The organism is Streptomyces sparsogenes subsp. cuspidosporus, from assembly GCF_039532705.1.
In the GTDB taxonomy this organism is placed as follows: Bacteria; Actinomycetota; Actinomycetes; order Streptomycetales; family Streptomycetaceae; genus Streptomyces; species Streptomyces sparsogenes.
In genome coordinates this window covers 626,548-649,065 of record NZ_BAAASD010000001.1, presented here as the reverse complement: position 1 = coordinate 649,065, position 22,518 = coordinate 626,548, and the positions used below count along the sequence as shown (strand labels likewise).

The following is a 22,518-nucleotide window of genomic DNA, read 5'->3' as shown; positions in this document are numbered from 1 at the left end:
GGCCTCCGGGTCCGGGAAGACGATCGGCGAAACCCGCACAGGATGTACTCCTTCTCAGCCAGCAAAGACACAGGCGAACCAGTTACGCCAGGAACATTACTCTGGTTCGACTGGTATGGGCAATGGTCAGGGTGGTGGCATCTGCCAGTGAATGACAAGCAGGCCGTCGCGTTCGCACAGGGCACCCGTGGCGCACTCAGTGACAGGGGCCGCCGCTCTTGTCCGCACCTGATCGGCCAACGCGGCCCTGGTGGTCGTCGGCCGCTTCACCCACGGCCCAGGCCGCGCGTCGGTCCGTTCACCCGCTCCGTACCGCACCACTCCCCCGCGCCGGTGGCGGTGATCGCGCACGGCCGAGAAGAGGTCATTCGACAACTGACGAACGACTACTGGCCCAGGACGCTAGCCCCGCTGCCAGATGGCGAGAAGGCCGTCCAGCGCGCGGTGGAAGCCGGGAAAGGTCTTCTTCACACATCCGGGATCGTCGAGGGTGAGACCGGGAGTGCGCAGGCCGGTGATGCTGAAGGCCATGGCGATGCGGTGGTCGCCGTGGCAGGCGATACGTGCGGGGTGGGGCTGGGAGGGGCGGATCTCGATCCAGTCCCGTCCGACCTGGACCGGGACCCCGAGGGCGCGCAGGTTCTCGGCGCAGGCTTCGAGCCGGTCACATTCCTTGATCCGGGTGTTGTAGACGTCCTCGATACGGACCGGGGTGTCGGCGAACGGCGCGATGGCGGCCAGCGTGGGCATGGTGTCGGAGATGTCGCGCATGTTCACGGTGATGCCGGTCAGCCGTCCGCCGTGGGCACCGGTGACGGTTATGTGTTCCTGGGCCAGTGTGGTGTGTGCTCCCATCCGGGCGAGCACCTGCGCGAAGCCCAGATCGCCCTGGAGGCTGCCCGCGCCCAGTCCGCGGATGGTGACGCGGCGGCCGGTGAGCGCGGCCGCGGCCAGGAAGTAGCTGGCGGTGGAGGCGTCCGGCTCGATCATGTAGTCGGTGGCCAGGTACGGCTGAGCGGGCACTGTGAAGGTGTTCCCGTCGCGGTGCACGTGCGCCCCGAAGCGTTCCATCATCGCCACGGTGATGTCCACGTACGGCACGGAGACCAGGTCGCTCACGGTGATGGTGAGCCCTTGCTCGGTGAGCGGACCGACCAGCAGCAGTGCGGTGAGGAACTGGGAGGACAGCCCGGCGTCAAGGGTGAGGTGTCCTCCCTTGATCCCGTCGGCATGGATCGTCAACGGGTGGTGGCCCTCCCGCTCCCGGTGGACAACGGTGACGCCGAGGTCGCGCAGTGCCCGGGTAAGCGGGCCGAGAGGGCGGCGGCGCATCTGGGCGGAGGCGTCGAAGTGGAAGACGCCGTGGCCGGTGGCGGCCAGGACGGGAAGGAACCGCGCGGTGGTGGCGCCGTCGCGACAGAAGACCGAGGCCCGTTCGGCTGCCGGTCCCCGCACGCGGCCCTCGACCGCCCACCGGTCCGGCTCGTGCTCCAGCCGGTAGCCGAGCGAGGCGAGCCCCTCGGCGAACCCCGACGAGTCATCCGAGACCAGGGGTCTGTGCAGCACCGTCGTGCCTCGTGCGGCGGCCGCCAGGAACAGCGCGCGGGCGGTGACGGACTTCGAGCCCGGGATGTCCTGGAACGGATAGCCTCCCCCGGCGAGGCGCTCGGTACTCGCCTGTGGTCGATCCTCGTTCAGCGGCGGGGAGGGTTCCTCGTTCCTGCCCTTGGACCGGTTCTCCACACGGTCGGGATCTCGTCGGCCGGCATCGGTCTCAGGCAAGGTGCGCGGCCAATTCTTCCAGGTCGGCCGCGATGGCTGTGTGTGGTGCGGCCTGGAGTTGTTCCCGTGCGTGTGCTCCGCCCAGGACGCCGATGACGTGTCCGGCTCCGGAGCGTGTACCGGCGAGCAGGTCGTTGGCCGTGTCGCCGGCGACGAGGACGTTCTGGACCGCCTCGATGCCGAGCTTGATGACCGCGGTGAGGATCAGGTCGGGGTAGGGGCGGCCACGGAGCGTTCCGGACGGCGCGACCGTGAGGTCGATCAAGTCGCGCCAGCCGAGGGCGTCGAGGAGGGCGTCCTGGACCGCGGGGTCGAAGCCGGTCATGAGGCACGTCTTGACTCCGCGCTCCCGCAGGCTGACGAGGACGCTCTCGGCTCCGTCCCTGGCGGGTAGCTCACCTGCCGGCACCGCGTTGAGCATGAGGTCGACGAAGTGGCGGTGTGCTTCGGCGGCCTTGCGGGGGTCAGGCGCCAGACGGCTGAACATGTCGGTTTTCGCCATGCCGCGCAGGGGCCGGAGGGTTTCCGGGGTGATGGGGCCGAGACCGGCGAGCGACAGGGCCTCGTCCACGGACCGTTCGACGATGCCGTTGTCCGCGATGGTGGTGCCGGCCATGTCGAGGACAGCCAGGTCGATCCTCGGGGTGTTGTCGTGGTGGGGCACAGGTGTGTTCCTTCTACAGAGAGTGTTCAACCGTGATGTCGGCCATCACGTCGAGTGCTTTCGTGGATGCGCTGGGGCTGCGAACGGCGATGCCGACGAACAGTGCGTCGACGATTCCCAGGTGAGCGAGGCGGCTGGCCATTGCTTCGAGGCGGAAACCGTACTCGGGTCCTCCCGCGATCAGTGCGGCGTCCACGACGCGGGTCAGGGGGGAGTTGGCGAAGCTTGTGATGGCGACGGTGAACGCGCCTGCCGCTCGCGCGGCCTCGGCGGCCCTCAGCGATTCGCGGCTGGCACCGGTGTGGCTGATGACAAGGCAGACACAGGACTCGTCGAGGTGTCGTGCGGCCAGGTGCTGGGCCATGACGTCGGTGGGAAACATCGTCACGAGGCCGAGCGCGGACAGCCGGTAGGCGGCATCGTGGGCCGGCGCCGCGGACGTGCCGTTGCCGACGACGAGGACGCGGGTGGCCACCGCCATGCGGTCGATGGTGAGTGACAGCAGCGCGGGGTCGACGGTCTGTGCGGCGTCGACCAGGGCCCTGCCGCTGCGGCGGAGTATGCGATCGAGGATGTCGCCGGCTGGTGTCCGGCCGTCTATTCCCTCTTCGTGGGCGAGTTCTTGCTCCTGCTCGTCCTGCTGGGCGAGATCGCGGGTGATCGTGAGTTTGACGTCTTGGTAGCCCCGATACCCGAGGCGCTGGCAGGCACGGACCGCTGAGGACTGCGCGACGCCGGCCTTCTGGGCGAGTTCGGTCACCGAGCCGCGCACAACCGCGTCGGGATCGCTGAGGATCATCTCGATGACCCGTTTGTCCGTGGCACCCAGGTTGTGCAAAGCGGCTTGGGCACGGGTGACGAATTCGCCGCTCAGCAGGGACGACTTGGCTGCAACCACGGGGCCTCATTTCGCTGTGGCACGGGCGGATCGACTGTCGGTGCGGGCAGGACACTAGCACGGCCTGGATATCTCATCCCGACACCCTTGCCATCTCTGGATAGTTCATCCCTCGGTAACCCGCGATTGCTTCCCGCGTCACTCCCGACTCCGAACCTGGCAGCCGACCAACTCCGGAAACGAGGAATACTCCCGTGATCACCATGTCGCCGACCGCCGCCTTGCGCCAGCGCGCCGCAGGGCTGCGCCGTGAGGGCGTCGAAGTCTTCGACTTCTCGGCAGGCGAACTCGACCTGCCGACCCCCGCCACCATCGTCTCCGCGGCCATCGATGCCGTGCGCAGGCCGGAGAACCACCACTACGGGCCGACCGGCGGCGAGACCCATCTGCGTCAGGCGATCGCCGACCGGCTCAGCGCAAGGACCACGACGCCCCTCGACGACTCCAACGTACTGGTCACCCATGGCGCGAAACAGGCGTTGTTCAACGCGTTCATGGCGCTGCTCAGCCCTGGGGACGAGGTCCTGATACCGGCGCCGTACTGGGTGACCTTCCCGTCCTCGGTCCGGCTGGCAGGCGGCAGCCCGGTGATCGTCCAGCCGTCCGCCGGCGAGCTGAAGGTCACCCCGGAAAACCTGGAGGCAGCCCGGACCCCGTCCACCCGGGCGATGGTGTTGTGCTCACCGAACAACCCGACGGGACTGGTCTACGACACGTCGGAGCTGCGTGCGCTCCTGGCGTGGGCGGCGAAGCACCGCGTCTGGATTGTCTCGGACGAGACCTATGTCGATCTTGGCTTCCGGCCCGTCCCGGCACCGGGCCGGGTCGAGCCCGGGGTGAGCGACCGACTCGTCACGGTCGGCAGTGTGTCCAAGTCCTACGCCATGACAGGCTGGCGGGTGGGCTGGGTGGCGGGCCCGAAGAAGGTGATCGACGCGGCTGCCGCCGTCCAGTCCCACACCACCTCGAACGTCAGCCGCATCGCGCAGGCGGCCGCCTTCGCCGCCCTCACCGGACCGGATGTGACGGCCGAGTTCCGGGCGATCCTCCGCAGTCGGCTGAAGGTGTGTCAGGCCGCGCTGGAACCCCTCGGGCTGTTCCGGACGCCTCCTGACGGCGCGTTCTACGTCTTCCCCGACGTGCGACGCTTCGCCCCCGACGACGTCACGGTGGCGGACCGCCTCCTGGACTCCGGCGTCATCACGGTCCCCGGTGCTTCCTTCGGGGCTCCCGGGCATCTGCGGCTGAGTTTCGCCATCGCGGAGGAACATCTTCGCCGCGGACTGTCGGCCATGGCCGGGCTCCTCGACCGCTGGGCCGGCTGATGTGCTCTCCCGGCCACCCACCGGGCCGGCTTGTGGCCGGCGGCGGGCGACGGTCTCCCGCAGTGTGATCCACCGTTTGCTCCGCCTGCCCGGGATTCCCGAACTCACCGCTGAATCGGAGACGTCATCATGACCACTGCCACTGACGGCAAAGCCGCGCTCGCACCACCGGGCAGCCCCGCCGAGCAGCCCGGACACCCCAAGATCGTTCCAGTCCGGCACCCCGGCCGTTGGGTGGCCGTGGCCGTCGCCCTCGTCCTGGTGGCCCAGTTGGCGCACGCCCTCGCCACCAACCCCGGCCTGGAGTGGGCGACTTTCCGGCAGTACTTCTTCGACCCCAGTGTTCTGCACGGCGTATGGCTGACCATCCAGCTCACCTGCTACGCCGCGTTGGCGGGCTTCGCCGGCGGCATCGTGCTGGCCTTCATGCGGCTCTCCCCCAACCCCCTGCTGCGGGTGACCGCCTACAGCTATGTCTGGGTCGTGCGCTCCGTGCCGCTGCTGGTGCAGGTGCTCTTCTGGTTCAACATCTCCTACCTGTACTCGCGGCTGAGCATCGGGGTGCCGTTCGGGCCGGAGTTCTTCTCCTTCAGCACCACCCATCTGGTCAGCTCGACGAGTGCGGCCATCCTCGCGCTCTCGGTCAACGAGGCCGCCTTCGCCTCGGAGATCGTCCGTGCGGGGGTGCTGTCCGTCAGCCACGGTCAGCTGGAAGCCGCCGCCGCGCTGGGGATTCCCAAGCGCCGTCAGCTCCTGCGCATCGTGCTGCCGCAAGCCATGCGGACCATCGCGCCCAACGCCGCCAACCTGCTGATCTCGCTGTTCAAGAACACCTCGATCGTCTCCGTGATGGCGATCATGGAACTCTTCTACACCGTCCAGGTCATCTACGGGCGCACCTCCCGCGTCGTGCCCATGCTGCTTGTCGCGACCGCCTGGTACATCCTGCTGACCACCGTCCTCACGATCTTCCAGTACTACGTCGAGCGGCGCTTCGCCAAGGGCGCGACGCGGGCGCTGCCGCCGACGCCTGTCGAGCGGGTGCGCCTCGCCATCCGCAACCTGCGCGCGGCCGCCGCGGAAGAAGGGACCCTACGGTGACCACGAAATCACCTTCCGCCGACCGCCGTCCCCACGAGGCCGCGGCCGATCCTGCCCGGGTGGTCGTCGACATCCGCGACGTTCATAAGACCTACGGCCTGGTCGAGGTGCTCAAGGGCGTCGATCTGCAGGTCCGCGCCGGCGAGGTGACCGTCGTGCTGGGCCCGTCCGGATCCGGCAAGTCCACCCTGCTGCGCTGCATCAACCACCTGGAGAAGGTCAAGCGCGGCACCGTCACCATCGACGGCGAACTCATCGGCTACCGGCGGGTCGGCGACAGGCTGCACGAGCTGCGCGAGCGCGAGGTGCTGCGTCAGCGCACCCACATCGGCTTCGTCTTCCAGAGCTTCAACCTCTTCCCGCATCTCACAGTGCTGGACAACCTGACCGAGGCGCCCGTCTCCGCCCTGGGGGTGCCACGTGCCCAGGCTCAGGAACGCGCCGAGCGGCTGCTGGAGCGCGTCGGCCTGCGCGACAAGGCGGCCGCCTACCCCGGGCAGCTGTCCGGCGGCCAGCAGCAGCGCATCGCCATCGCCCGCGCGCTCGCCCTGGAACCCAAGGTGCTGCTCTTCGACGAGCCCACCTCCGCCCTCGACCCGGAGCTGGTCGGCGAGGTGCTGGATGTGATCAAGGATCTGGCCCGTGTGGGCACCACCATGATCGTCGTCACTCATGAGATCGGCTTCGCCCGTGAGGTCGCCGACACCGTGGTGTTCATGGACAACGGCCGGATCGTCGAGCAGGGGACACCGGGCGACGTGCTCGACTCCCCCCGACACGAGCGCACCCGCGCCTTCCTCTCAAAAGTCCTCTGACCCCGCTTCTCCTGACTCTCCTGATTCTCCTGAAAGGCAGCACCATCATGTCCGTGCTCACCCGCCCCAAGCTCGCCCCGTTCACCCTGGCCATCGCTGCCGCGCTCACCCTGAGCGCCTGCGGCGGCCCCGCCAAGGACGCATCCGGATCGGCGTCCAAGGGGCCCTTCAACACCAGCCCCGACCAGAAGCGCTACGAGGCCTCCAAGGTCCCCTCCATCGCCGCTGAGGTGCCCGCGGCCATCCGGTCCCGGGGCACCCTCGAAATCGGCAACTCCAAGGGGGGCACCGCACCGCTCACCTTCTTCGCCACGGACAACAAGACCCTCATCGGCGTGGAAGCGGACATGGCGTACGCGATCGCCTCGGTGTTCGGCCTCAAGGTGCACTACAACCCGGTCTCCTTCGAACAGATCTTCGTCGGTCTGGACAGCGGCAAGTACGACGTCGGCGTCTCCAACATCACCGTCACCGAACTGCGCAAGCAGAAGTACGACATGGCCACCTACCGCAAGGACGCTCAGGCGTTCGAGGCCAAGAAGGGCACGACGTGGCGCGTCACCGGCCCCCAGGACGTGGCGGGCAGGACCATCGCCGTACCCACCGGGACCAGTGAGGAAAAGGTCCTGCTGGACTGGAGCGCCCAGAACGTCAAGGCGGGCCGCAAGCCCATCAACGTGAAGTACTACCAGGACGAATCGGCCTGCTACCTGGCCCTTCAGTCCGGCCACATCGACGCCTACCTCCATCCCAACCCCGAAGCCCTGTACCACGCCAAGACCTCCGGCCAGACCCAGGTCGTCGGCGCCATCATCGGAGCCGGGCAGCACCTGCAAGGCCTGATCGCCGCGACCACCAAGAAGAACAACGGCCTCGGCAAGCCGCTCAACGACGCGATCAACCACCTGATCAAGACCGGCGTCTACGGGAAGATCCTGGCCCGCTGGGGCCTCACCAGCGACGGGGTGAGCACCTCCCAGCTCAACCCGCCCGGCCTGCCGATCGAGAAGAAGTGAGCGCCCGAACACGAAACGTCGGACCCGGACCCCGTCCTGCCCCGGGTCGGCCCTCAGGGGCAGAGCCTCGATCGGAGATAGCGGAATGGTGAGCACGCTCCTCGTGGTCGTCGACGGACTACGGGCGACCGATGTGCGGAAGATGCCGTTCCTCACGGAACTCGCACGCGGCGGCGTGTCGTACCGGCAAGCGCGCTCGGTCACACCGTCGCTGACCCGCCCCGCCGCGGCGTCCCTCGCCAGCGGAGCGCCCCCCGGCGTCACCGGAATCCCGGGCAACCGCCTCTGGGCCGACGGACACCTCATCGACACCGGCCGCCCCGACCACCTGGAGCTGCTCCGCTCCCTCCGGGGTGGCCGGCTGCTTCCTCCACCGACCCTCGGTGAACACCTCGCCGACCACGGCCGCGAGCTCGTCGTCGTCGGAACAGGGTCGAACGGCTGCACCCTGCTGCTCAACCCGGGAGCGGCCGACGGGCACGGGGCCGTGATAGGCACGCATCCGTACGATCACGATGCCTTCTACGCGCAGCCCGAGAGCGTCCGGCGCCGTCTCGCGGGAAGCCTTCCCCAGGCCGCGGACGGCCCATTCCCCGAATTGGGCTGGGCAACCGACCTGATCGTGGACTACGTCATTCCGGAGCTGGCGCCGGACGTCCTCGTCCTGTGGTCGGGCGAGCTGGACGACGTACAACACGACAACGGCGTCGACGGCCCAGTGGGGGATGACGCCCTCTCCGAGATCGACCGCCGACTGCGTCGACTGATCGACCGGGTCCGTGAGCAGGCACCGCACACCGACGTCATCGTGACGGCCGACCACGGCTTCTCGAACGCGACGCACACGGTCGACATGGCCGAAATGGCGTCACTGATTCCGCCTTCGCTCGCCGATGTCGTGCAGCTTGTCGACAACAACGGTGGGGTGCTGGTGTACGCGCGGCAGCGCCTCCGAACTCAGCAGGTCGACGCGATCCTCGATGCCATCATGTCGGCGGAATGGTCCGGGCCGGTCTTCGCCGGGGGCGACGTCCCCGGGCTCCTTCCGCCGGCTGAGCTGTGTTCCGCCCGAAGCGCCGCCGACGGCCTGCTCGCGTATGTGTCGCTCACTTACCACGACCGGCTCGGCAACCCGCGCATCGGTCACAGCGTCCGAGACGGCGCGCGGTACACGGGCGGCCACGGCTCGACGTCAGCCGCCGACATGCGCATACCACTGGTGCTGAACGGGCCGAGCTTCCGAACCGCCCATGAAACCCCACTCCCGGCCGACCACCTCGACATTCCCCCGACGATCTGCCGGCTCACGCGGCTACCGGTCCCGCCATCCATGTCCGGACGGATACTGAGCGAAGCCCTCCTTCCTGGTCACCGAGACGCATCAGCGCTTCCGAAGGCCCGACGGGTCGTCGCGGAGCGCGACGCCGCGGATGTCACCACGGCACACTTTCAACATCTCGCCGGCCGGCAGTACTTTCTCTCGGCCGACAGGCACCGAAGCTGAGCCGGACAGGTCGGACACGGTGAGACGCGGCAGCTTGCGCGACAGGTGGGCCTCGAAGGCGTGCACATCGCGCAGTTCCCGCAGCCAGACGTCGATCACCAGATTGTGCGGGCCTGACGTGATCGCGCACGAGCGGACCTCCCGCACCCCGGACAGCGCCCGGCTCGTCCCCTCCACATGCCGGCCCGGAACCGATGCGAAGCAGACGGCGGACAGCGGCCATCCCGACAGCGGCCGGGCCAGGTCGCAGCGCAGGCTCAGCCGTGACGCGAGCAGCGACTGCAGCCTGCGGCGCACTGTGGTCAGACTCGTGTCGGTCGCCGCCGACAGGTCGCGCAGCGACGTACGCCCATCCGCACTCAGCAGTTCCAGCAGACGCGCGTCCAGGTCGTCCGGTGCGGCCTCGCGGCCATGGGCAGGCGGTACATCGAGCTGGTCCCCGCCCTGCCACTCACCGAGGCGGGCAAGGTACGCGAGGCGGAGCTACGGGAGCGCGGCGTCGCCCCGGGCACATGGGACCGCAGCGCCGAGCGGCTGTGAGCGCTTCGTGGGCTCTCGTCGCGACCGGTGGCGGGACACGTTCGCCGCCAGTCGCGACGAGCCGCTTCGGGTCGGCGGTCTTCCCCGGCTCGATGGTGCCGAGCGTCTCGTCCAGCCCCATCATCTGAGCGGCGTTCAGCGTCCCGGCGCGGATGGCCTCCAACGGTGACATGCCCAGCTCGACCAGGTGCCCGAGCTCCCGGAGGTTCCGGGCGTGCTGAACGGCACCCGCGTCGGTGCCGAGCGCCACCTTCACTCCGCGCCGGACCGCCTCACCCACTCGGTCCATGGATGATGATGACAATGAAATTTCGACGGGCGTGTGGGCCCGGGCGGCTGCTATCTGCTGGGCTCGCCGCGGATCGGCGGCGTCGACGAGGTAGAAGCATCGAACGATGCGGCCGGGAAGATCTTGGTAGCGGAAACCGATCAGCCACCTGTCGGTGCTGGTCATGGTCGGCCCCTCGGGTCGTGCGGGGGGAAGGCCGCGCCCCGCTCGCCGGACTCCGGTGAGCGGGGCGCGGCGGTTGCCGCCGGCCTCGGCCTGTCCGGTGACGTCCGTGCAACCGTGTCCGGCGATGTCTTCGCCCGCGAGCGTGCCGGTGACGGAGCACACGCCGGCGTAGAGGCCGCCGGGGTGAGTCAGGCAGTCCGCGGTGGGTGATCTCCAGGGATACGTCGAGGGCGGGGATGGTCAACCTCCAGGCGCCGTTGCAATCGGTGCGCTGGGCGCGGGTAATCGTGTGTGTTCCGTCGGCCTTGAGCTCGGTGAGCCAGGACGAGCCAGGACGAGCCGACCGGCTTCCCGCTCATCCAGCTCATGCTCGGGGCCGTCACACGGCACAGCCGGAATGTCACGTCCGAACTGTGGAAGCGTTACCTCACACTCATCCTGGACGGCCTGCGCCACGACCGGGATCGCCCCACCCCGCTGCCCCACCCCGCGCTCGATGAGGACGAATTCGACCAGACCATGCCCTGACCTTCTGCTCAACAGGCCGCACGCCCCCTGACAGCCAGCGGGCCCGGACCGGGGGGCGCACCCGAAACGCTTGCGCCGCCAGCCCGCGCGACAGTCCCCTGCATGGCGTCACGCAGAATCAGACCTGACTGGAGACGGTCCGTGAACAGTCACGCGCCAGTCGTTAGCCATCGCGCTGCAACATACGCCAGCGGCTGCTATTCAGGTTGCTGTTTGGGTGACGAACACGACGGTCATGCCGAGGCCCCGCTGTAGCGTGACGAGTTCGGTGCGCATGGTGTCCCACAGGGCCGCGCCGAGGTTCGAGAAGGGCTCGTCCATGACCAGCACCGCCGGTCGCGGACCAGGGCCCGGCCGATGCCGACCCGCTGCCGCCGCCCGCCGGCCAGCTCACTGGGCTTGGGGTCGAGGAGCTCATCGAGGCGCGTCAACCGGACGATCCGCAGGGCGCGTTCACGGCGGATCGCCCGGTCCACCCGCCGCATCCGGCGGGAACTCGACGTTGTCGAGAACGTGCAATTCGGTTCGGACGAAGCGGGCTTGGCGCCGGCAGACGGCGCCGGGCCGGGAAGGTGTCGGCGTACGGACTTATCTCCCTTTGCGTACGGACGAATGTCGCGAGGGCGGGACGAGCCCTGGTATCGGGTCCGCATGGAGGACTTCCAGGCGCCGTTCCTGCCGAGCGACGGTGAGGACTTGGACGAGGTCTGCAACGTCGGTGCCTTCGTGACTCTGAAGGATGGATCTCGTTGGACCGCGACCGTGTACACCGTCGCGGAAGTCGAGCGCCTGATGAAACTCTGGGCAGGGACCGACGAGGAGTCGGTCGAGCGTGTGGTGCGGCAGCCGGGAGAGCCGCAGGCCCTGGCGGGGCCCCTCCCACGGGCGGTAGCAGGCCGAGTAACCCTTGTCCGCCACCACCCGCTGCGGCCGGACGCGGGGCCGTCCGGGCCCGCGCGCTTCGGGCCCCTTTGGCGGCCGTGAGCCCCGACGTGCCGCTCTCCTGCCCCTGCCGGGTCCGGGCAACGAACCGTTGCGCCACGGGTTCAGGAACGCGTGTGCCGGGCGCCGGCTGGCTCGTCGGGGAGCCACTGCAGGGCGAACCAGAGTTCCATGCGGACGCCGGGGTCCTGGAGGTCTACGTCAAGGAGGTCGGCGACCCGGGCCAGGCGGTGGCGTACGGTGTTGCGATGGACACGCAGAGCCGCCGCGGTGCGGTCCCAGCTGCCGTGAACGGTCAGCCAGGTGCGCAGGGTGTCGAGGAGGACCGCGGCCCCTGGCGCCCCCGCCCGGTCCAGGGGGGCGAAGCGGGTGCGGGCGAGTTCCCGGGCGTCGGCGGGGGAGACGAGCGCGTGGAGGGTGAGAGCGTCGGCGGTGTGGACGACGGCGGGGGTCTGGGCGGCGATCGCGCGCTGCAGGGCGTGCTCCGCTTGGGTGTCGGCGCGTGGCAGGTCCTGCACGGACGCGGGCGCGCTGTAACCGAGGACCCACCCGAGGTCGGCGGCCTGGGCGGGGACGCTCGGCCGGGCGTCGGGGACACTGGGGATCAGCGCCTTCAGGCAGGGGCCGTCCATATGGACGTAGGGGGTGCCCAACAGGGCGCCCAAGGCGGCGAGTTGGGCCGGGTCACCGTCGGTCGGCGGCACTGAGGCGGACCGTGTGGGCAGATGCCGCCCATGCACCACCGTCCAGTGGCCGCCTCGCTCCCCGCCGGCGGACACGAGGGCGGGCGCCACCTCGGCGGGCTTGGCCCCGAGCATGAGCCGTACCAGCGCGCCGACGCTGTGGGTGTCGGTGCTCAGGGCGTGCCGCGGGCTGGTGAGCAGAGCCAGCAGGACCGTCGCCGTGCTCGTCACCCGGCGGTGCACGACGGTCGGAGGCGTGGTGGCGGCCTGGCCGAGGGCCAGCGTCGCGGTGGGGCGGTCCGCGCCGGGCAGCGTGTGGACGACCAGGTGGATCCCCTGGTCGGGTTCGTGGGCCGCTGCCGCCGTGGGGCCGCCGTCCCGCCGCAGGGTGCGGACGACGAGGTCGCGGAGGAGCTGTGGCGCGTCGGGGGGTGCGGGGCGGTGGCCCGCCGAGAAGAGTTCCGTGCCCTGGGCGTCGTAGAGGACCGACCAGGCCCCGGTGTGAGTGGCGAGCTGGCCGAGGACGGCATGAAGAGCGTCCTGGCGGGCGGCGGCCGAGGCCAGCGCCGACTGCGCCCGGGAGATCTCACGCAGCTCTCGGTTGCGAGCCTCGGCGATCGCCGCGTAGGCGGCCTGCCCGACGGCGACGAAGGGGGTGGCCGGCGGCAGACGCAGCAGCGGCAGCCCGTGCCGATCGCAGGCCCGGACGAGTTCGGACGGCACCTCCGGGTGCACGGGGGCGACGCCGAAACCGAGCGCGGCGACACCGGCTACGACGACCCGTCGTACGTACGTGTCGACGCCGTCCGCGTCGTCGGGGAGCCGGACCCCCGCGGTGAGGAGGAGTTCGCCGCCCACGAGGTATGGCGTGGGGTCCTCGACCTCCGTAGTGCCGACCGTGCTGACCGGGCGGTCCCCGGCCGCCGGACCTGCGACCTGGGTGAGGCCCAGCCCTGGGTCGGCGAGCAGAACGCCGAGGCGCACGGACGGCTGCTCGGCGTTGGCGGATTTATCCAACGAACATCTCCACATTGGACAGAAACGGCACTTCAACCCCAGTACACCCGGTGGCTACGGTCATGTCACCCCCCTCCCCCGCTCTCTCCCCTCTCCCTTCCCCGGAGGATCCCATGACCGTCGACTACCTCGTCATAGCCGCATACCTGTTGGGCATCATCGGTGTCGGCTGGTGGGGCAAACGGCGTGCCGCCTCCAAGAGCGACTTCCTGGTCGCCGGCCGCCGCCTCGGCCCGTTCCTGTACACCGGCACCATGGCCGCCGTCGTCCTCGGCGGCGCCTCCACCATCGGCGGCGTACGTCTCGGCTACACCTACGGCATCTCGGGCGCCGCCATGGTCTTCGCCATCGGCCTCGGGCTGCTGGCGCTGAGCGTCTTCTTCTCCGCCAGGATCGCCCGGCTGCGCGTCTACACGGTCGCCGAGATGCTGTCGCTGCGCTACGGCGACGCGGCGAGCGTGATCTCCGGCGTCGTCATGTGGATCTACACCCTCATGCTGGCGGTGACCTCGACGATCGCGTACGCCAGCGTCTTCGACGTGCTGTTCGACGTGCCCCGCTGGGTCGCCGTGGTCGTCGGCGGCACGATCGTCGTCGGCTACTCGGCGCTCGGCGGCATGTGGTCCATCACGCTCACCGACATGGTGCAGTTCGTGGTCAAGAGCCTGGGCGTGCTGCTCCTGCTGCTGCCGATCGCGGTGGTCAAGGCGGGCGGGTTCGGCGCGATGGCCGACCGGCTTCCGCACGGCTACCTCTCCCCCACCTCCATCGGCGGGCAGACCATCGTCACCTTCGTACTGATCTACACCTTCGGGATGCTCATCGGGCAGGACATCTGGCAGCGGGTCTTCACCGCCCGCAGCGCCAAGGTCGCCGCCTGGGGCGGCACCGTCGCCGGGATCTACTGTCTCGTCTACGCCCTGGCCGGAGCCATGATCGGCATGGCCACCAAGACGCTCTACCCGAACCTTGCCGCCGCCGACCAGGCGTTCGCCACCATCGTCAAGCACGCCCTGCCGACCGGTGCCCGCGGCCTGGTCCTCGCCGCCGCCCTGTCCGCGATGATGTCCACCGCAAGCGGCGCTCTGATCGCCTCCGCGACCGTGGCGAACAACGACATCTGGGCCCGGCTGCGCCGCCGCGTTCCCGTCCGGGCCCAGGAGCACGACGAAGTCCGCTCCAACCGGCTCGCCATCGCCGTCCTCGGCATCGTCGCCATGGTGATCGCCTGCGCCCTCGGGGACGTCATCGAGGCACTCACCGTGGCCTACAACCTGCTCGTCGGTGGCCTGCTGGTCCCGATCCTCGGCGGCCTGCTCTGGCGGCGCGGAAACCTGCAGGGCGCGCTGACCGCCATGATCGCGGGCGGTACGACCGTGATCGTCCTGATGGTGACCGACGGCCTGCTCGCCAACGAGCCGATTTACTACGGCCTGCTCGCGAGCCTCGTCGCGTACGTGGTGGCCAGCCTCCTGACCCGGCCGACCGAGGCAGCGGTCCTGCAGGCATGGCGCCGCCGCCTGGCGGGCGAACAGGAACCCGCTGCCGCGGCTCCCGAGCTCAGCGCGGCCTGACCCGCGCACAAGCGCCCACCCGCACCCGCACGTGCCTGGACCTCGCTGAAAGGACCGCGATGCCCGCCCCCGCCATCTCCCCGGAAGAACTCCGACTGCGCCGCGAACTCGCCGCCGTCTACCGCCTCGTGGCGCACTTCCGGATGACCGACCTGATCTTCACGCACATCTCGGTTCGGCTCCCCGGACCAGAACACCACTTCCTGATCAACCCCTACGGCCTGCTCTTCGAGGAGATCAGCGCCTCGAACCTGGTCAAGATCGACCTCAGCAGCAACCCGGTCGAACAGACCCCTCACCCCGTCAACCCCGCCGGCTTCGTCATCCACAGCGCCATCCACGCCGCCCGCCCCGACGCCCAGTGCGTGCTGCACACCCACACCAAGGCCGGGTGCGCGGTCGCCGCGCAGGAGGAGGGCCTGCTTCCGCTCAACCAGATCTCCATGGAGTTCTACGGCAGGCTCGGCTACCACGCCTACGAGGGCGTCGCCCTCAACCTCGCCGAACAGCGCCGGCTCGTCGCCGACCTCGGCGGCCACCCGGCGATGATCCTGCGCAACCACGGCCTGCTGACCGTCGGCGAGACCCCCGCCCAGGCGTTCCTGCGCATGTACTACCTGGACAAGGCCTGCGAGATCCAGACCGCGGCCACGGCCGGCGGCACCAAAATCGTCCTGCCCGCCCCCGAGACCTGCGAGCTCACCGCACGCCAGTTGGCCGGCGAGGACGACAGCTCCGACCTCCAGGACGACAAGGCGTACGACCTCGCCTGGTCAGCCCTGCTCCGGCTCGTCGAGCGCATCGCCCCCGACTACGCAGACTGATGTCCCGGCCGCGCCCTCACCTGCCGTGGGGGCCGCGCCCCCCCTGAGGCGGCCCGGCACCGCCCCGGCCGCTGGCCCCGGCCGCCCCGATGCGCACGGAAAGAAGCCTGTTCCACCATGAGCACCACCCACCCGCGCGGCCCCGTCGACTCCTCGCGCACACCCCGGTACTGCGGTGCCGCAGCCTGTGCCCGCTTCGGCGGCAACGCCATCCGCGAGGTGTCCCGGTTGCTGCGCGCGTACAACCCGGCCCAGAGCGCGTCCCCCTTCGCGCTGGCCCAGGTCGCGGACGCAGGTGACATCGCGGCCAACCCCTCCGACATCGGCGGGGCCGTCGAAACGATCCAGTCCGCCGCCAGGCCCGCTGGCCACCGGGGCCCGCCTGATGCTCCTCGGCGACGACCACACCGTCGCACTGCCGCTGCTGCGCGCCGTCGCCAAGAAGCACGGCCCCATCGCACTGCTCCACTTCGATGCCCAAGCAGGACCGACGACGAGAACCTGGGCTTCGGCATCGTCACCTAGGCCGACGTCAGCCCCCACACCGCCTACGAACTCACCACCATGATGTCGCATCAGATCGCCGCTACCCGCCAGGAGGACACGTGAGCAAGCAGCATGACGGTGGCGACCTGGCCCGCATCGGACTCGCGGATCCCTTCGCCGATCCGGAGGTGGTCCGCACCGCACTCGGCGACGCCCTGCCAGGAGCGGAGATCCGGCTGGAACAGGTCGCCGCCATCCCGCACGGACCAGGCATCGTCGCACTCCTGGTCGGTCCCGAGGTGCCGATGACCGCCGAGGACCTGGCACTGCTGCCGGATCTTCGGGTGATCGCGGTGACCTCCGCCGGCTCCGACCACATACCGGTCGAGGCCGCCCGCGCGGCCGGAATCTGGGTGACCAGCAGCGCCGGCTACTGCACCGAGGAGGTCGCCGACCACACCCTGGCACTCGGTGTCGGCCTGCTGCGTGGAACCGTGGACATGGACCGCGATGTCCGCCACGGGATCTGGGACGTCGAGCAGGTGCGACCCCGACGGATTGCCGGCACCCGCTGGGGTCTGGTCGGCTTCGGCCGGATCGCGAGAGCCGTGGCCGAGCGCGCGGCAGCACTGTCGATGCCGGTCTCCGCGTGGGACCCGAAGGTCGCACCGGAGCATTTCGAGAAGGCCGGAGTGCGCCGGGTCGAGAACCTCATCGACCTGCTGACCAAAACCGACCTGGTGAGCCTGCACGTCCCACTGACCGCCGAGACCGCGAACCTCATGGGGGCGGCCGAACTCGCTGCGATGCCCCGGGAGGCCTTCCTGGTCAATGTCTCGCGCGGCGAGATCGTCGACCACGACGCACTGGCCGCAGCACTGGAGTCGGGGCGGCTGAAGGGTGCCGCGCTGGACACACTGCCGACCGAGCCGCCCCGGGCCGACGACCCCGCACTGTCCCTGAAGTCCACGGTGCTCAACCCGCATGCCGCCTGGTACTCCCCAGAAGCTCGCGTCAGGGCACACGCCTGGGCCGGGGCCGCGGTCGGGGCGGTGCTCTCCGGTCGCCGGCCGGACGGCCTCGTCATCGTCGACGGCCGTGGGTCAATGCCGCGTATTTAGTGAACGTTCAGATCATCGGGGCTCTGCTGGACCATGCGGGATATTCCGCGAGCGTGAGGGACGCGGCCACCCCGGGAAGGCTTCGGGTCGGATCCGGCCGCGCGGCTCCTTATGCCACCGGACCACCGGACCAGTGGCCGGGCAGCCGGATGACGAATCGCGCGTCCTGGTCTCAGCCGTGGTTGGTGTTGCTGGTCGATGTGTGGGGGAAGCAGCCGTCGATCCGGATCCCGGGAACGCCACTCGGCGTGGGCAGCGCACCACCGACCCGCTCGCTCTCCACCACGCCACGCTGAAGCAGGGCGCCGCCCTCGCTGACGAAGGTGCGACCCCAGCCGGGCGCAAGGCGTACCGCGCGCATGCCGACCGGGTCGCCACAGCGGCTGGGAAGAAGTGAAGGCCGGCTGGCCGTCACGGTTCTACGGCACGCTTCCGACGCGTTCCGGTTGGCCTCCTGGTGCGCACGCCCGGGGTCGAGGCGGTCGCCCGGCACGTTGCCGCATGCTGCCCGGCCGCCCGAGCGGGCGCTCCGTGGCCCGGACATCCCGAGGGGACGCGTACCTGCCACTTTGTACGATGGCTGGATGAACGAGGACCTCCAGATCAAGCGGATCACCGCCGATCAGCTCGACACGCTCGCACCTCTCTGGAAGGCTTTGCATCGCCATCACGTGGGCGTGGCCGGCCATCTGGAACCGATCGGAGCGCCGCTGTCCCCCGAAGTGTCGTGGAGGAATCGCAAGGCGAAGTACGTGGCGTGGCTCGCCTCGCCGGACGCCTTCGCTCTGATCGCCGAGGTAGACGGCGAACCAGTCGGCTACGCCATGGCCCGTGTGAAGGACGAGGCTCCGGGCTCGTGGGAGCGGGGAGCGAAGACGGGCGTCTTGGAGACCCTTTCCGTGCGGGCCGACCAGCGGGGCGGCGGGATCGGGACGCGGCTGTTCGAAGCGGTCCGGGCCGAGTTTGCGAAGCGGGACGCGGCACAGTTGGAGCTGGCCGTGATCGCGAGCAACGAGGGCGCGATCCGGTTCTACGCCAGGCAAGGACTCGTACCGTACGTGACAACCCTGGTAGGCCGCGGTTAGCCGGCCACTCGGGCAGCGTGGCGTCGGCGGGCGGCGGTCCGGGGTTCCTCGCAGCGCATCGCCGTCCCCGAGGTCGCGAACAACCCGATGATCGCCCGGTGATCCGGCGGCATCACCGTCACATCCAGCTCAGCCTCGGCCTTCACCAACGTCGCGGCGACTTTCCCAGCCGGCATCCCCGCCCCCGCCGTCCGCGCCCGGCCCCTCGAAGAGGGCGCGGCCAGCACCTCCTCCACCGTGTCCCGCGTGATCCGTCACCGCGACAGCCGCTCCTCGGCCCGCGACAACTCCTCGCCAGGCTCAACGCTCACAGCCACCCCGAGTTTCCACAATCGAAGTCGCCGCAGGTCAGCGCCACCTGACGAAGTACTACTCGTGCGCGGGAGGCTGCTCGGCGCGGGTGGCGCCTTGGAAGACCAGCACTTTCAAGAGGTGCTCCAGAGCGGAGTTCGCCCGCGCATCGGTCCAGCCCTCCGGGTCCTCGACAGACTTGATGTGGAAGCCTCGGCAGAACAGATACAGGGTGTCGGCGATCTGCTCGGCCTCGGCGAGGCCGGATTCTCTCGACGCCCGCAGGAACTCGACGTAGGTGTCGTCGGTGACGGATCGTATGACGTCGTAGGCCATGGTGGAAGCGCGGATGTCGGCGATGGCCTCGACCCAGAGAGACCGCAAGATGCCATCGTCCTCCGAGGTCGAGCACATCCATCGGGCCAGGCCCGCGAGCCGCTCGGCTCCTATGGCTCCCGAGAGCCGCCCTTGCCGGTCGGCTTTCCACTCCTCCTGGGCGTACTCCAGGGCGTTCACGATCAGTTGGGCGCGCGACGGGACGAAGTTGGTGATGAACGCCGTGGATCGGCCGAGCTGGTCGGCGACCGATCTCAGCGTAACCCCGCGGCTCCCGCGTTGACCCGCGACCCTGATGGTAGCCCGCGCGATCTCTGACACTCGGGCCGCTTCATCCACATCGATGGGCACGGCGCCTCCTTCTTCCTCGACCTGACACGAGGAGTTCACCCCAGTCCGATTTCCCTGTTGACGTGGACCCCTCCTGCAGGATAGTTTCATAAAACAAGGTTTTACAACAAGCAAGTATCTCCCCGCACCAGCGCCCTCCACGCGTCCGGGACGCCCGCTCCGGAGGCTCTCCGGCCCCGGTCGGGACTGGTCACCTCACCGACCGGCGCGGGGTCCCACACGGGCCGCTCTCACACCGGCGAGGCGATCCGTACCGGAGCGGACCGCCCGCGCCAACAGCGCGGCGTCCCGTACCCACTCGTCGCCACCATCGGTGGCGCCCCATCACGCCGCGGTCGACTCGGCAATCACCGCCATCCCTCGCCAAGGCCCTACGACACGAGCGCCGAAACAGGCAATTCCACTCTTCTATAGAGCAAACAGGCATTCCCACTCTTCTGTGGAGCAGAGATGTCACACCGCAAACGAGCACTCTCGGCCGTCGCCGCATTGGCCGCCCTCGTCCTCGTCGGCTGTAGTGCCCCGACACAGACGGGCACGGGGTCCAACGCCAAGAAGCTGACCCTCGTCACGTACGGCAGCGCCTTCCAGGACGCGCAAGAGAAGTCAATTATCGGCCCGTTCCGGAAGAAGACCGGCATCTCCGTCACGGTGGAGAGTCCGGTCGATCCGGCGAGGCTGAAAGTCATGGTGGAGACCGGCAACCCCACTTGGGACGTCTACGTCGCCGGCCAGCAGGATGTCCCCGCCTATTGCGGGAAGTACTTCGAGAAGCTCGACCTGGGCAAAATCAACAAGGATGACTTCGCCAAGGGCACCGTCGAAAACTGCGGTGTACCGCTGGATACCTACTCTTACACGATCGTGTACAACAAGAAGAAGTACGGAGCCAACCCGCCGACTTCCATAGCCGACTTCTTCAACACAGAGAAGTTCCCGGGCAGCCGCGCGATGTCCAACGATCCGGCCGAGGGCAACCTCGAGCTCGCGCTGATCGCAGACGGCGTCTCGCCCGACAAGCTGTACCCGCTCGACTACGATCGGGCCTTCAAAGTGCTGGACCGCGTCAAGGCGAAGACCGTCTTCTGGTCGTCCGGTGCCGAGCAGGTGCAGATGATGGAGCAGCAGCGCGCCGACATGATGCTGGTCTGGTCCGGTCGCGGATACGAGGCCACGCAGAACGGGGCGCCCTACGCCCCCGTGTGGCAGGACAACATCTACCACTGGGCTTCACTCGCAATCGTCAAGGGATCGCCCAACAAGGTGGCGGCTCAGAAGTTCATCGACTACGCCGTCTCCAAGCAGCCGCAGACCCAGTGGGCGGAGAGCATCGCCTACGGCGCGGCGAACCTGAAAGCGACTCCTACGCTCGACCCGTCGAAGGCGACCTGGGACTCCTCGGCCAAGGACCACCGTGCCGTCTCCCACCAGATCGACAACAGCTGGTGGGCCAAGAACCAGGACGAGGTCGTCTCCCGCTGGACGACGTGGACGGCCGGCTGATCCGACACCACCGTCCGCCGACGAGTGCATCCCCCATCGGCGGACCATCGATCTTCGAAAGGCAGCTGTGCACTCCATAGCACTCATCCATGGATCAGTGAGCACGCTTGACACGGACGACTCGCGGGCCGACGCGATCCTCATTGAGAAGGGGATCGTGACCGCTCTCGGAACGACGGCCGAGGTGCTCGCCCGCGTCGAAGCGTCGGCGGACATCCCCGTGGTCGACCTCCTCGGAGCGACCGTCCTTCCCGGGCTCATCGACTCCCACACCCATGTGGAGTTCTGCGCGCTGAGCCGTGACTGGCTCGACGTGCGCGGCCTTCCCCCCGAGCAGACCCTGCATCGTCTGCGCGAGAGCATCGAGGGGACCGAGCACGACTGGCTCGTCGCCCAGGGCACCTTCGGGCAGGACCTCCCGGGCCGAGCCGAGCTCGATTCTGTCTCGACTACCACGCCCATCCTCGTGCGGGAGAGCATGCACCGGCTCAGCGCGAACTCGGCCGCCCTGATGCGGGCCGGCATCGTCCGGGGGTACACCTCACCGCGAGGCACGCTTGTGGAGCTCGATGACGACGGCGAGCCCACGGGCCGGGTCGACGAGGGCTACCACCTGTTTCCCGTGCCGTCTCCCGGACCCGAGCGGCTGGAGGCCATGCTCGAGCACGAGCTGCGGGAGTCGTTCGCGCGGCACGGCGTGACGACGATCTTCGAACTCCCGGCGACCGCCGCCGGCGTCCGCGCCTACCAGCGCCTCAACGCTTCCGGGCGGCTTCCGACCCGCCTGGGGCTGACGCTCACGGTAGCACCCGGTCTGAACGCGATCCTGGCGTCCGTCGATCAGCTCGCCGGCATCGGGCTCGGATCCGGGTTCGGCGACGACCGCCTCTGGCTCAACGGCGTGAAGCTGTTCCTCGACGGTGACCACTCCTCCTCCTACGACTCGGAGCACCTGTCCTTGAGCCCGAGCCGTTGGGGCACCGTCACCCGGCACTATGCCGATCTGGTCCGGGAGCTGGTCGTCGCCGACGGGGCGCGGCTGCAGGTCTGGATCCACGCGATCGGCGACCTGGCGCAGTCGGTCGCCCTGGATGCGATCGAGGAGGCGCGCAGGGCCACCGGCCGGCGAGACCGTCGGACCCGGTTGGAGCACGTCGGCAACCTCTGGGTCGACGAGGCCCTGATCGAGCGGCTGAGGGACCTCGAGGTCATTCCGGTTCCCACGGCGGGGTTCATCCACGCCTCCGACGAGAAGGGGGTCTATGCCTTCCGCTCCCTCATCGAGGCAGGGCTGACGCCCCCGGGGAACTCCGACACCGGCGGAACCCAGCCGTTCGCGACCAACCCGTGGTTCGGTGTCGCCGCGATGCTGGACAGGAAGAACCAGCAGGGGATCGTCGTCAACGCGAGTGAGGCGGTGGACGTGCACACGGCCGTCCGCACGTACTCGGAGTTCGCCGCCTACGCGGGCGGTCTGGAAGGCCGGATCGGGGTGCTCCGCATCGGTTCCCGCGGCGACTGCGCCGTGTACCGCGACGACCCCCGCGGCGCTTCGCCCGATGAATTGCGCGACCTCGAGGCCGATCTCACGATTGTCGACGGGCGGATCGTGTGGCGTCGCGGAGCTCGGGATGACTAGGCGCAGGCCGCTCACTCGGTGGGGCGGATTCGCCGGCTG

At 69.2% G+C, this 22,518-nt stretch carries 20 protein-coding genes and 3 pseudogenes; 15 read left to right on the top strand and 8 right to left on the bottom strand.

Annotation, left to right across the window (positions count from 1 at the left end):
• Nucleotides 1–402: 402 nt before the first annotated feature.
• The 3 genes from aroA to ABFY07_RS02795 form a co-directional block, all read right to left on the bottom strand.
• Nucleotides 403–1,632 carry a 3-phosphoshikimate 1-carboxyvinyltransferase gene (gene aroA / locus ABFY07_RS02805; protein WP_346172868.1) on the bottom strand — a complete coding sequence of 410 codons (1,230 nt, stop codon included), beginning with the start codon at nt 1,630–1,632 and terminating at the stop codon, nt 403–405.
• A gap of 142 nt (nt 1,633–1,774) precedes the next feature.
• Nucleotides 1,775–2,446 carry an HAD family hydrolase gene (locus ABFY07_RS02800; protein WP_346172839.1) on the bottom strand — a complete coding sequence of 224 codons (672 nt, stop codon included), beginning with the start codon at nt 2,444–2,446 and terminating at the stop codon, nt 1,775–1,777.
• Nucleotides 2,447–2,459: 13 nt separating this feature from the next.
• Complete coding sequence (locus tag ABFY07_RS02795; RefSeq protein ID WP_346172838.1) at nt 2,460–3,344, bottom strand: MurR/RpiR family transcriptional regulator; 885 nt, start codon at nt 3,342–3,344, stop codon at nt 2,460–2,462.
• A 203-nt stretch (nt 3,345–3,547) separates the two neighbouring features.
• Here ABFY07_RS02795 and ABFY07_RS02790 point away from each other — a divergent pair, with 203 nt between their 5' ends.
• From ABFY07_RS02790 to ABFY07_RS02770, 5 genes are all read left to right on the top strand, one after another.
• Nucleotides 3,548–4,669: a pyridoxal phosphate-dependent aminotransferase gene (locus ABFY07_RS02790; RefSeq protein WP_346172867.1), complete on the top strand. Its 1,122-nt coding sequence runs from the start codon at nt 3,548–3,550 to the stop codon at nt 4,667–4,669.
• A 129-nt stretch (nt 4,670–4,798) separates the two neighbouring features.
• Nucleotides 4,799–5,770, top strand: coding sequence for an amino acid ABC transporter permease (locus ABFY07_RS02785; protein WP_346172837.1), 972 nt, complete (start codon nt 4,799–4,801; stop codon nt 5,768–5,770).
• Between the two features lie 59 nt (nt 5,771–5,829).
• Nucleotides 5,830–6,585 (top strand): amino acid ABC transporter ATP-binding protein, encoded by a 756-nt coding sequence (locus tag ABFY07_RS02780; RefSeq protein ID WP_346172866.1) that lies wholly within the window; start codon nt 5,830–5,832, stop codon nt 6,583–6,585.
• Between the two features lie 47 nt (nt 6,586–6,632).
• Nucleotides 6,633–7,601: an ABC transporter substrate-binding protein gene (locus ABFY07_RS02775; RefSeq protein WP_346172836.1), complete on the top strand. Its 969-nt coding sequence runs from the start codon at nt 6,633–6,635 to the stop codon at nt 7,599–7,601.
• Between the two features lie 85 nt (nt 7,602–7,686).
• Nucleotides 7,687–9,105 (top strand): alkaline phosphatase family protein, encoded by a 1,419-nt coding sequence (locus ABFY07_RS02770; RefSeq protein WP_346172835.1) that lies wholly within the window; start codon nt 7,687–7,689, stop codon nt 9,103–9,105.
• Nucleotides 9,106–9,387: 282 nt separating this feature from the next.
• On the opposite strand, the pseudogene ABFY07_RS02765 reads toward ABFY07_RS02770, so the two are convergent.
• Nucleotides 9,388–9,492: pseudogene (locus ABFY07_RS02765) on the bottom strand (AsnC family transcriptional regulator); the annotation flags it as partial.
• A 24-nt stretch (nt 9,493–9,516) separates the two neighbouring features.
• On the opposite strand from ABFY07_RS02765, the gene ABFY07_RS02760 reads away from it, so the two are divergent.
• A complete protein-coding gene (locus tag ABFY07_RS02760; RefSeq protein WP_346172872.1) occupies nt 9,517–9,645 on the top strand; it encodes a hypothetical protein in 129 nt (42 codons plus the stop codon).
• A gap of 82 nt (nt 9,646–9,727) precedes the next feature.
• Here ABFY07_RS02760 and ABFY07_RS02755 read toward each other — a convergent pair.
• Nucleotides 9,728–10,099 (bottom strand): annotated as a pseudogene (locus tag ABFY07_RS02755) (amidohydrolase family protein); the annotation flags it as partial.
• Nucleotides 10,100–10,465: 366 nt separating this feature from the next.
• On the opposite strand from ABFY07_RS02755, the gene ABFY07_RS02750 reads away from it, so the two are divergent.
• Nucleotides 10,466–10,627, top strand: a complete 162-nt coding sequence (locus ABFY07_RS02750; RefSeq protein WP_346172834.1) for a hypothetical protein — start codon at nt 10,466–10,468, stop codon at nt 10,625–10,627.
• Between the two features lie 651 nt (nt 10,628–11,278).
• Nucleotides 11,279–11,611, top strand: a complete 333-nt coding sequence (locus ABFY07_RS02745) for a hypothetical protein (protein WP_346172833.1) — start codon at nt 11,279–11,281, stop codon at nt 11,609–11,611.
• A 62-nt stretch (nt 11,612–11,673) separates the two neighbouring features.
• Here ABFY07_RS02745 and ABFY07_RS02740 read toward each other — a convergent pair whose 3' ends face one another.
• Entirely contained in the window at nt 11,674–13,269 is a 1,596-nt protein-coding gene (locus ABFY07_RS02740) for a PucR family transcriptional regulator ligand-binding domain-containing protein (protein ID WP_346172832.1), read from the bottom strand.
• Between the two features lie 113 nt (nt 13,270–13,382).
• Here ABFY07_RS02740 and ABFY07_RS02735 point away from each other — a divergent pair, with 113 nt between their 5' ends.
• From ABFY07_RS02735 to ABFY07_RS02720, 4 genes and pseudogenes are all read left to right on the top strand, one after another.
• On the top strand, nt 13,383–14,843 hold the full coding sequence (locus ABFY07_RS02735; RefSeq protein ID WP_346172831.1) for a sodium:solute symporter family protein: 1,461 nt from the start codon (nt 13,383–13,385) through the stop codon (nt 14,841–14,843).
• A gap of 59 nt (nt 14,844–14,902) precedes the next feature.
• Nucleotides 14,903–15,667: a class II aldolase/adducin family protein gene (locus ABFY07_RS02730; RefSeq protein ID WP_346172830.1), complete on the top strand. Its 765-nt coding sequence runs from the start codon at nt 14,903–14,905 to the stop codon at nt 15,665–15,667.
• Nucleotides 15,668–15,784: 117 nt separating this feature from the next.
• A pseudogene (locus ABFY07_RS02725) lies at nt 15,785–16,145 on the top strand (arginase family protein); the annotation flags it as partial.
• A gap of 127 nt (nt 16,146–16,272) precedes the next feature.
• On the top strand, nt 16,273–17,274 hold the full coding sequence (locus ABFY07_RS02720) for an NAD(P)-dependent oxidoreductase (RefSeq protein ID WP_346172829.1): 1,002 nt from the start codon (nt 16,273–16,275) through the stop codon (nt 17,272–17,274).
• Between the two features lie 172 nt (nt 17,275–17,446).
• On the opposite strand, the gene ABFY07_RS02715 is transcribed toward ABFY07_RS02720, so the two are convergent.
• On the bottom strand, nt 17,447–17,635 hold the full coding sequence (locus ABFY07_RS02715) for a hypothetical protein (RefSeq protein WP_346172871.1): 189 nt from the start codon (nt 17,633–17,635) through the stop codon (nt 17,447–17,449).
• Between the two features lie 223 nt (nt 17,636–17,858).
• On the opposite strand from ABFY07_RS02715, the gene ABFY07_RS02710 reads away from it, so the two are divergent.
• Complete coding sequence (locus ABFY07_RS02710; protein WP_346172828.1) at nt 17,859–18,359, top strand: GNAT family N-acetyltransferase; 501 nt, start codon at nt 17,859–17,861, stop codon at nt 18,357–18,359.
• Between the two features lie 369 nt (nt 18,360–18,728).
• On the opposite strand, the gene ABFY07_RS02705 is transcribed toward ABFY07_RS02710, so the two are convergent.
• Nucleotides 18,729–19,337 carry a TetR/AcrR family transcriptional regulator gene (locus ABFY07_RS02705; RefSeq protein WP_346172827.1) on the bottom strand — a complete coding sequence of 203 codons (609 nt, stop codon included), beginning with the start codon at nt 19,335–19,337 and terminating at the stop codon, nt 18,729–18,731.
• A gap of 450 nt (nt 19,338–19,787) precedes the next feature.
• Here ABFY07_RS02705 and ABFY07_RS02700 point away from each other — a divergent pair, with 450 nt between their 5' ends.
• The gene (locus ABFY07_RS02700; protein WP_346172826.1) at nt 19,788–20,840 is read left to right on the top strand and encodes an ABC transporter substrate-binding protein; all 1,053 of its coding nucleotides are present in this window, start codon (nt 19,788–19,790) and stop codon (nt 20,838–20,840) included.
• A 97-nt stretch (nt 20,841–20,937) separates the two neighbouring features.
• Nucleotides 20,938–22,479: an amidohydrolase gene (locus tag ABFY07_RS02695; RefSeq protein ID WP_346172825.1), complete on the top strand. Its 1,542-nt coding sequence runs from the start codon at nt 20,938–20,940 to the stop codon at nt 22,477–22,479.
• Nucleotides 22,480–22,518 lie beyond the last annotated feature (39 nt).